Below are 9,036 nucleotides of genomic sequence, written 5' to 3' on the forward strand. Positions count from 1 at the left end.
AGTCGTCGTGAGCCGTCACAGACAACCAGAAGGGGTACCCGCGTGGGCCGGGTGATCGGGTGAATCAGGGGGTGAATCAGGGTGGCTGTTAGGGTCCCGCCGCGTGCCGAGCATGCGAGTCCCACGACGTCCGCGGCGGCGGTGGTCGACGCCCCGCTGGGCGGTGGTCCTGATCGGTGTCGCGGGGGCCGCGGCGATCGGGGTGGCGACGTTCCTGGTCGTCGACCCCGGCTCGGCTCCCCCGGGTCCGCGTCCGCTGACCTCGGACGAGGTGGACCGGCTGGCGATCACGCGGTTCCGCAACTACGAGGCCGGTGGCCGCGCGGTGACGATCACCGTGCCGACCACCGCCGGCGGGCTGGTCGTCACCGGGTCGATCGACTACCGGGCCGGGCTCGGCTACGCGGTGGTGCGCGGCGCGGGACGCGACACGTCCGGCAACGGGCTGATCCAGTGGAACGCCACCACCGTGCTCGTCCACCCGGTGGCGGACGCCCCGCCGGAGGCACCGGCGTCGCCGCCCGCGTCCGGGTGGCACCGCCGGCCGCTGCTCACCTCCGGCAGCTCGCTGGACAGCGCGCTGCTGATCGCGCTCAACCTCGGCAGCGACCGGCCGGACAACGCCGAGCTGCTGCCGCAGAACGGTGCCGCCTGGGTCAGGCACGACCAGGTGGGCGACCACCGGGTCGACGTGATGAGCGGCCCGGCCGCGCGGGGCAGACCCGGCACCGCGGGAAACGTCCGCTACTGGGTCGACCCGGACGGCACCATGCACCGCGTGCGGGCCGACGTGGACTCCGAGCCGCAGCCGGTGGTCATCGATTTCGACGCCCGGCGGTACGTTCCGGTCCAGCCGGCACCCGGAGCCACCCCGACGCGGTAGCCGTCCCAGCCGCGACAGCCGCCTGATGCGGTAGTCGCCGCTCAGGGCGTCCGCACCAGCGCGCCTTCGGCCAGCAGCGACGCCGGCGGGAGCGGGATCGCCGCGATGTCCGGCAGTGCGGGAGCGGCCGGGACGGCGGTGCCGCCGGCGGTGGTGGCGTTCGGGAGCTGGGGTTGTGCGGCGGGCGCGGCCACGTCGGTGAACGGGATGCCGCGCGGGGGCTTCGGGCTCGTCCACGTGCCGGACGGGGACTGGTCGGTGGCCGGGCACGCCGCGATCGTCACGAGTCCGGCGGGCACGGTTGTCGCGAGGTCGTTGCCGCGCAGGCAGTTCCCGCGTCCCCGGGTGGCGGTCGGGAACGTCCAGCCGACGTCGACGCCGTTGGCGGCGAAGGTGTTGTCGACGATCTGGTTGCCCTCGGGCGGCAGGTCGGCGGTCGCCGTGATCACCACGCCGGCGTTGGCGTTGCCGTCGATCCGGTTGCGGAGGACCTGGTTGCCGCTGCCGCCGTCGATGCCGACGCCGATCCCCCAGCCCCCGTCGGCCTGCTCGGGCGTCGCCACCTGCTGGTTGGCCGCGATCAGGTTGCCCACGACGACGGCGTCCCGCTGCGGGAGCAGCTTCTCCTGGTGGTCGGAACCGGTGGTGAGCCCGACCCGGTTGCCGACGAAGCGGTTGCCCACCACGTACATCTCGCCGCCGGCGTTGGTGCCCTCGTACCCCACCGCGTTGAGTTCGGCGGTGTTGTCGCGCACCACGATGCGACAGGGTTTGCACTGCCCGACGTAGATCCCCGAGTCGGCCGACCCGGACGCGTACGAGTGCTCGATGACACCGTCCTGGGCGGAGAACGCGTAGATGCCGTACAGCCCGTTGCGGGTGGCGGTCACGTGCGAGACCAGGAACGACTTCAGGAAGGTGACCGGCTCGTCGCCGGTGTCGTAGCCGCCCTGGCCCGGGGTGCCGGCCGCCGCCTTCGCCGAACCGGTGACCAGGACGCCGTTCTGCGTGTTGTTCCGCACCGTCAGGTTCTCCACGGCCACCCCGGGCGCGGTGACGACGATGCCGTTGGGCCGCCGCAACTGCCCGTCGACGACGACCGCGTCCCGGGACTCGCCGCGCAGCGTCACCTGAGGCCGGTCGACCTCGACCGACTCCCGGTAGACGCCGGGTGCCACCAGCACGAGGTCGCCGGGCCGGGCGAGGGACACCCCGGCGGAGATCGTCGGGGCGTCGGCCGGCACCCGGATCGTCACGTGCGTGCCGGGCGGTCGCGTGCCGGTGCCCGTTCCGTCATCGCCCGCGCCACACCCGGAGAGGACGAGCGCCGGCACCGCCACGATCACGGCAAGCCCGAAGCGAAGCATGGGCCCAGTCTGGCACGACCGCCGGATTCGCCTGTGGTAGGGCGAATCTGGCACCCTCCACACCGTGCGCCGAGCCGAAGACCACCCGTCACGCCGCGCGTTCCTCGGTGCCGGTGCCACCGTGCTGGCCGCCGGCCTCACCGCCGCGTGCGAACCGGGTGCCGCCCGGCCGGACCAGCGCGACGCCCCTCCGGCCACCACCGCCGTACCGCCCACGGGCCCGCACCAGGCGGGCATCACGCTCCCCCGCGAAGCCCAGCCCAACCTGCTGGTCGTGGTGGCCGACGTCGTCGACGGCACGGCCGTGGGCGCGCTGCTGGCCGAGCTCGGCGAGGCGGTCCGCGCCCTCGCGTCCGGGACCGATTCCCGGTCGCTGGGCCTGCCGCCGGGCGATCTCACCGTCACGATCGGGGTCGGGCCCCGGCTCGTGCGCCTGGCCGATCCCGCCCTGCCCGGCGCGGTGGACCTCCCGCGGTTCTCCCACGAGCGGATCGCCCCGCACGCCCGTGGCGGCGACCTGCTGGTGCAGGTCTGCGCGGGTGACGCGGTCGTCCTGTCGATCGTCGCCGCAGCGCTGCTGGACCAGGCCGGTGACCGGGTGCGCGAGCGCTGGAGGCAGTCCGGGCGACGCGGTTCGGCCGTTCCGGTGAACCAGGACTTCACCGCGCCACGAAACGTGTTCGGCTTCATCGACGGCATCGTCGGCCCGCAGACCGACGCCCAGCAGCGACGGGACCTGTGGCTGGCCGGGCCGCCCCCGGTCGCCGGCGGCACCCTCGCCGTGTTCCGGCGCATGGAACTGGACCTGGCGCGGTTCGCCGCACTGCCGGTGGCCGACCAGGAGGCGGTTTTCGGCCGACGCCGGGACGACGGCGCACCCCTCTCCGGCGGCACCATCGCCGCCGATCCGCACCTGGGTGCGAAAACGCCGGACGGGCGCTACCTCATCCCCGCCGACGCCCACCTCCGCAAGGCACACCCCAACGCGGCCGGTGTCGGCCTCATGCTGCGCCGCTCCTACAGCATCGACGACCCCGCACCCGGCCTGCTCTTCGTCAGCTTCCAGAACGACATCCGGACGTTCACCACCACCCTCACCCGGATGGACAACGGCGACGCGCTCCTGCCGTTCACCACCACCACCGCAAGCGCGAGCTTCCTGATCCTCCCCGGGTTCGACCACCAGCACCCGCTCGGTGCCACGCTGTTCCGCCAGCGGTCAGAGCGAGTCGGTGCGCCGACACCGACCACCTAGAGCACACCGAGTTCGTAGGCCCGCATCAGCGCGCCCTCGCGGCTGGAGGCGTCGAGCTTGCGGTAAGCGCTTTTCACCTGCGTGCGCACGGTGTTGACCGACACGACGAGTTTGCGCGCGACCTCCCCGACGGTCAGGCCGGCGTCCAGTTCGGTGAGCACCACCTGTTCCCGGTTGGACAGCTCCACCAGCTCGACGCGTTCCGGGAACACGGGCCGGGCCAGGGCCAGGCGCTGGGCCGCCTCGTCGGTCAGCGGCAGGTCGCCCAACCGGATCACCGCGTCGCGGTCGACCGGTGACAGCGTGGCCAGCGACAGCACCTCCTCCGGCGGGCGCACGCGGCGGAGGAGGACGAGTGCTTGGCGCGCCTCGTCCCGGTCGCCCATGCGCAGTGCGGCAACCGCCTTGAGCAGCAACACCTGCCGGACGTCCCGACGCGAGGTGGTTTCGTGCCACGAGGTGCGCGAGGCCATCGCGCGGACCACCTCGTACTCGCCGTTGAGCAGGCGCAGCCGCGCGGCGGGCAGCGCCGACCACGTCCCGTGCGGGTCCGTCTCCTTGATCAGGCGCAGTGCGCGGGTGGCCTGCCCGGTGGCGATCAGCAGCTCGACGTGGGCGCGGCGGATCACCCGGGCGGCGGTGCCCTGCGCGACGAGTCCGGGCGCGTGCCCGAGCGGGAGCGTGCCCAGGTGGGCCAGCGCCGCCGCCGGGTCGCCGAGGTGCAAGCCGTGCGCGAACACCAGCGCGGCCACGAAGGGCCAGACCTCCAGTTGCCCGGTGCCGTCCCCGGTCGTCGCCAGGCTGTCCACCAGGGCCGTCTCGTCGTAGCGGTCCAGCGCGTCCCACCCCTCGGCGATCGTGCCGCCGGCGGTGAGCAGGAACCGGACCCGTTCGGAGGGCGACTCGAAGCCGCGCATCCGGTCGAGCCACTGGCGGGCGAGGGCACCGTGGCCGAGGTGCGCGAAGGTCATGGCGAGGTTCGCGGCGGCGTTGAGGGCGGTGGCCGCCGTCTCCGGCTCGACCGTCGCGCGCTCGTAGGCCTGGCGGTACAACTCCACCGCAGCCGGGAAGTCGTCCATCAGCGACCGGGTCAGACCTCGTTGCAGGGCGAGCCACCCGGGACGCGGTTCCGCGTCGCCGCCGGGCAGGGACCCGAGGTGCGCCGCGCGGGTCGTGAGCCGCTCGCCCAGTTCCTCGGCCTCGGTGCTCGCTCCGCGCATGCGCAACCCGATCATCGCCGCCGTGCCGACCGTGACGAGCGTGGCGGCCGACGTTTCCGCCGCGATGTCCATCCTCGCCGCCAGGCGGGTGCCGAGTTCGGTGTAGTGGCGCAGGTAGGGCCTGAGCTCACCGGCTTGCGGCTGGTTCACCGCGTGGTAGGCGCTGATCCACGAGATCATCAGGCGCGGGCGGGCGCGCAGCTCCTCGTCCGGCACCTGGCCGATCACGAACAGCAGCCGGCTCGCGAGATCTCCCTCCACGGCGAGGATGTGCCGGTCGCACAGGGCTTCGAGCGCGGTCCAGTCGCGGTCCTCGGCGATCCTGTCGAGCATTCCCGGCAGGTCGGTCGCGGGCGGACGAACGGGCGGCGTTCGACGCGGCACCGTCTCCGCCACCCGGGGACCGGGCCCGTGGATCTCGTTCGAAATCATGAGGTGCTCAGATTTCCGCCTCGCACTCGTGTGGACAAGTCATCACCTTGGCACTCGGACACAACTGTCGTCATGCCCGACAACCGGGTGAACTTGACCACTAACGAGTGAACGACCCGCGAAAAGGTCGAGCACCCCTCATGACCCATCAGAATGATGACCCGGCGGTGACCACGACCCGAGAAGTTCCACCGGTGAAATGCGGGACGATTTGGAGAATGGGGGCGCGGCCGGTCGTTCCGGCCACGCCCCTTCCGACGGGCACTGCCGAGGAAACGGTGCCGATCCCCGACAGGTCCTCAAAGGACGTGGGTTCGATCGGGAAGCGCACGGCCCGGGAACTCCCGGCCGTCGCGTGACGTCAGGGCGTCAGCTCACGCAGGTCGCGCTTGCCCGCACGGTCGCCGAGTACAGCGAGGTGCTCGGGTGCTCGACTAGCTTGATCAGCCCGTACCGCCAGCCCACGCAGTCGACGCCGGCGGCGAGGACCGCGCCGCGCGCGTAGTCGGAGGCGAGCTCGATCGCCGCGTCGCTGCCCCGTGCGGTGGCGGTCTGCGTGGAGGACCGGGGCACCGGGTAATCGGCGGCAGAGGCCGACGACACCGGGTTCACCAAGGCCGTGACGATGACGGCCGACAGGAGGAGAGGTCTCATGACCGCGATCCTGGCAGTCCGGAACCCCGCCCGAAACGGCCGATTCGGGCAATGGGCCGGCCCCGCCGCAGGGCCTCTTCGGGGGTCTCCGCGATCGGCCGTTCCGTCGCGGACCGCTTGTGCCGCACCCGAATGCGAGGTGTTCCCGATCACGTCGCCATTCCAGCGCGGGCAGACGCGCACCTTCTGGACCGTCCACTCCGGAACCCGAATTTCGATGCCCCCGGCGTGGCCCGTGCGAGTCGGCGCACGGCTCTGATCGCCCTGGGGGGTCGGATGGTGCGCGGTGGGTCGGAGGGGCGGCTGACCGGTGCCCGCCCTCGTCCGGATTCCGGACAGACCGGGTGGGCGGGTGCGGTGCCTTGCACCCCAACGGTTGCTGCTGCCATGCTTCTTCGGCCGTGGGACGGTGCCATCGCGCGGGGACCAGGGGGCCCGCGACCCGCGCACCTCGTTCGCCGCGTCTCGCGTGCGGTGTGCCGCTCCCCCGCTCATCGAGAGGACGACCGCGTGAACCCGTTGCTGCTGCCCATCGTCGCCGTGCAGGGGATGGTGGTGCGGTCGAGGACCGAAGTGCTGCCCGAGGCCACCGGTCCCACCACCGGCTCCACGGGCGACGGACCGGACCCCTTGCGCCTGGGCGTCCTCGGCGAGTCGACCGCGGCGGGCGTCGGCGCGGACAACCACGACGAGGGCATCACCGGTCGCCTGGCGCAGGAGCTGGCCGCGCGGTCGGGCCGGGACGTGACGTGGGAGGTGGTGGGGCGCAACGCGGCCACCGCGCGCCGCATCCGGCACCGCCTGCTGCCCGAGCTGCGCGGGACCTTCGACGTGACCGTGCTGCTGGCGGGCGTCAACGACGTGCTGGGCCGCCGTTCCGCGCGGGAGTGGGGCGAGGACGTCGCCGCCGTCGTGGACGACCTGGCGGGCCGGTCCGAGCGGGTCCTGATGACCGGTATCCCGCCGTTCGACGTGTTCCCGGCGCTGCCGGGCACGCTGGGGCGCTTCCTCGCCGAGCACGCCGCCAAGCTGGACGCGGTGTCGCGCGAGGTGTGCGCGGCACGGCCCCAGGCGACGTGGATCAGCTCCACCGAGATCCTCCACCGCGAGGTCGAGCGCAGCGGGCCGGACTTCTTCGCCCGCGACCGCTTCCACCCCTCGGCGCTCGGCTACCACCGCTGGGCCGAGGCCATCACCGAACACCTCGTGCCGTGAGCGGCGACGACCTGCCGTTCATCGACGAGCACCGCGTGCTCGTCGCCGCCCCGGCCGACGTGGTGTGGCGGACCCTGGGCAGCTACCTGGCGAGCCCGCGGTTCTCCGGCTCGGAGGTCTACGCGCGCCTCGTCGCCGCCGAGCCGAGCCGGGCCTCCGGCACACCGCTGGCGCAGGGCTCGACGCTGCCGGGCTTCCGGGTGGCCGAGGCCGTGCCGGGACAGCGCGTGCGGCTGACCGGCCGCCACCTGTTCTCCCGGTACGCGCTCACCCTGTCGGTCACGCCCGAGACGGGCGGCACGACGCTGAGCGCGCTCTCGCACGCCGAGTTCCCCGGACCGCACGGCCTGGTCTACCGGGGGCTGGTCATCGGCACCGGCGCGCACCGGGTCTTCGTGCGCCGCCTGCTGCACTCGGTGCGCAAGCGGGCCGAACACGCCGGCTGACCCGACCACCGGCTTCGAGCGCCGCACGGGCCCGACCGGTCGCGGGGGCGTGCCCCGCGACCGGTGCGGCTCAGTCCCCGGCCATGCTCGGCTGCGGGGTCCGGGCCCGCAGCTCCAGCCGGGTGCCGTGCTTCGGCAGCGCCGAGACGCTGCGGCTGCGCGTGCGCTCCGGTGCCAGGTCGACGCGGTGCAGGGTGTGCTGGGACAGCACCTCCCGCAGCACGGCCTTCATCTCGACCAGCGCGATGGAGGCACCGAGGCAGCGGATGCGGCCCCCGCCGAACGGGATCCAGGTGTAGGTGCCCGGCTTGACGCCGAGGAACCGCTCCGGCTTGAACGCGTACGGGTCCGGGTACAGCACCGGGTTGCGGTGCAGCAGGTAGGCGCTGGCCCACAGCAGCATGCCCGGTTCGAAGCGCACCCCGCCGATCTCGACCGGCTTCATCACCGTGCGGGGGATGATCTGCGGGATCGACGGCTTGAGCCGCAGCACCTCGTGGACGGTCGCGGTGAGGAGCTCGTCCCCGCCCGCGTCGACCTCCGCCACGAGCCGCTCCAGCGTCCCGCGCTCGCGGCTGAGGTACTCGAACGCCCACGCGATGGCCGCCGCGGTCGTCTCGGTGCCCGCGAGGAAGATGGTCATCATCTCGTCGCGCAGCTCCACGGCGGTCAGCGGGGAGCCGTCCTCGTGGGTGATGCCCAGCAGCACCGAGAGCATGTCGTCGCCCAGCTCGCCGTGCGCCCGGCGCTCGGCGACGGCCTCGGCGATGAGCGCGTCGGCCCGCTCCCGCAGCTTCAGGAACCGGTCCAGGCCGAGCGGCCGGATGGCCCGGAGCACCTTGACCGCGAACGGCGACATCTTGTGGATCATCATCGCCGACGCCATGCGGTCGTTGAACAACATCATGTTCGTCAGCACGTCGAGCAGCTCGTCCCAGCGGCTGGGGGTCACCGGCCCGAAGATCACCTCGCGGATGATGTTCAGGGTCAGCCGGTGGATGAGCGGGTGCAGCGGCACGACCCGGCCGCGCGGCCAGCTCGCCACCTCCTGCGCGGCCGTCTTGTCCACCGACACCTCGATGCGCCTGAGCGCCTTGCCGTGCATGCTCGGCATGAGCAGCTTGCGCCGGACCTTGTGCTCGTCCTCGTCCAGCCACGCGAGCCCGGACTGGCCGGTGAACTTCTCGATCGTGGACGACCCGGTGCCGGTGTGCAGGACGTCGGCGGGCGCGAGGAACATCGCCTTGATGTCCTCGGGGTCGGACAGCACGTAGAGGGGCTTCGGGGGGATGCGGATGCGCAGCGCGAACCGGTTGCCGTACTCCGCGTGGCACTTGTCCACGAACTCGGCGGGACGCCGCCAGTAGGTGAGGACCTGCGCCAGCGCGGGCGTCCGGGGCCCGGGCAGCGAGGTCGCGGGGACGGCGGCGCGCTTCGGCGTTTCCGCCGGGCTCGCCGCGCCACCCGAGTGGTCGACCGGACAGCCCGCCGAGGACGCCTCGGCGTCGCCCTCGCGGGCCCCCGTCTGGGGAGATTCCATTCCTGTCACCCTTCCGCGCACTTC

The 9,036-nt window shown here is 73.0% G+C and carries 8 protein-coding genes; 4 read left to right on the forward strand and 4 right to left on the reverse strand.

Going from position 1 to position 9,036, the window contains the following annotated elements; all coding sequences use genetic code 11:
- Positions 1-112: 112 nt before the first annotated feature.
- Positions 113-883, forward strand: coding sequence for a hypothetical protein (locus tag AB0G01_RS21710; RefSeq protein ID WP_360948706.1), 771 nt, complete (start codon positions 113-115; stop codon positions 881-883).
- A 41-nt stretch (positions 884-924) separates the two neighbouring features.
- Here AB0G01_RS21710 and AB0G01_RS21715 read toward each other — a convergent pair whose 3' ends face one another.
- On the reverse strand, positions 925-2,250 hold the full coding sequence (locus AB0G01_RS21715) for a right-handed parallel beta-helix repeat-containing protein (RefSeq protein ID WP_360948197.1): 1,326 nt from the start codon (positions 2,248-2,250) through the stop codon (positions 925-927).
- 64 nt (positions 2,251-2,314) lie between these two features.
- Between AB0G01_RS21715 and AB0G01_RS21720 the strand changes: the two genes are divergently transcribed.
- Positions 2,315-3,505, forward strand: coding sequence for a Dyp-type peroxidase (locus AB0G01_RS21720; RefSeq protein WP_360948199.1), 1,191 nt, complete (start codon positions 2,315-2,317; stop codon positions 3,503-3,505).
- Here AB0G01_RS21720 and AB0G01_RS21725 read toward each other — a convergent pair.
- Both AB0G01_RS21725 and AB0G01_RS21730 read right to left on the reverse strand, forming a co-directional pair.
- Entirely contained in the window at positions 3,502-5,058 is a 1,557-nt protein-coding gene (locus AB0G01_RS21725) for a LuxR C-terminal-related transcriptional regulator (protein WP_360948201.1), read from the reverse strand. The two genes, AB0G01_RS21720 and AB0G01_RS21725, sit on opposite strands and share 4 nt — an antisense overlap.
- Positions 5,059-5,526: 468 nt before the next feature.
- Positions 5,527-5,811: a hypothetical protein gene (locus AB0G01_RS21730; protein WP_360948203.1), complete on the reverse strand. Its 285-nt coding sequence runs from the start codon at positions 5,809-5,811 to the stop codon at positions 5,527-5,529.
- Positions 5,812-6,321: 510 nt separating this feature from the next.
- On the opposite strand from AB0G01_RS21730, the gene AB0G01_RS21735 reads away from it, so the two are divergent.
- Together AB0G01_RS21735 and AB0G01_RS21740 are read left to right on the forward strand one after the other, a co-directional pair.
- Positions 6,322-7,026, forward strand: a complete 705-nt coding sequence (locus AB0G01_RS21735) for an SGNH/GDSL hydrolase family protein (protein WP_360948205.1) — start codon at positions 6,322-6,324, stop codon at positions 7,024-7,026.
- Entirely contained in the window at positions 7,023-7,472 is a 450-nt protein-coding gene (locus tag AB0G01_RS21740; RefSeq protein ID WP_360948207.1) for an SRPBCC family protein, read from the forward strand. Before AB0G01_RS21735 ends, AB0G01_RS21740 begins: the two co-directional genes overlap by 4 nt.
- A 70-nt stretch (positions 7,473-7,542) precedes the next feature.
- On the opposite strand, the gene AB0G01_RS21745 is transcribed toward AB0G01_RS21740, so the two are convergent.
- Complete coding sequence (locus AB0G01_RS21745) at positions 7,543-9,012, reverse strand: cytochrome P450 (RefSeq protein ID WP_360948209.1); 1,470 nt, start codon at positions 9,010-9,012, stop codon at positions 7,543-7,545.
- Positions 9,013-9,036 lie beyond the last annotated feature (24 nt).

This window comes from Actinosynnema sp. NPDC023587, from assembly GCF_040640215.1.
Classification (GTDB): Bacteria; Actinomycetota; Actinomycetes; order Mycobacteriales; family Pseudonocardiaceae; genus Actinosynnema.

Coding starts and splice junctions, on each gene's coding strand:
- AB0G01_RS21725 (WP_360948201.1), bottom strand. CDS start 5,058: ATGCTCGACAGGATCGCCGAGGACCGCGACTGGACCGCGCTCGAAGCC.
- AB0G01_RS21715 (WP_360948197.1), bottom strand. CDS start 2,250: ATGCTTCGCTTCGGGCTTGCCGTGATCGTGGCGGTGCCGGCGCTCGTC.
- AB0G01_RS21710 (WP_360948706.1), top strand. CDS start 113: ATGCGAGTCCCACGACGTCCGCGGCGGCGGTGGTCGACGCCCCGCTGG.
- AB0G01_RS21745 (WP_360948209.1), bottom strand. CDS start 9,012: ATGGAATCTCCCCAGACGGGGGCCCGCGAGGGCGACGCCGAGGCGTCC.
- AB0G01_RS21730 (WP_360948203.1), bottom strand. CDS start 5,811: ATGAGACCTCTCCTCCTGTCGGCCGTCATCGTCACGGCCTTGGTGAAC.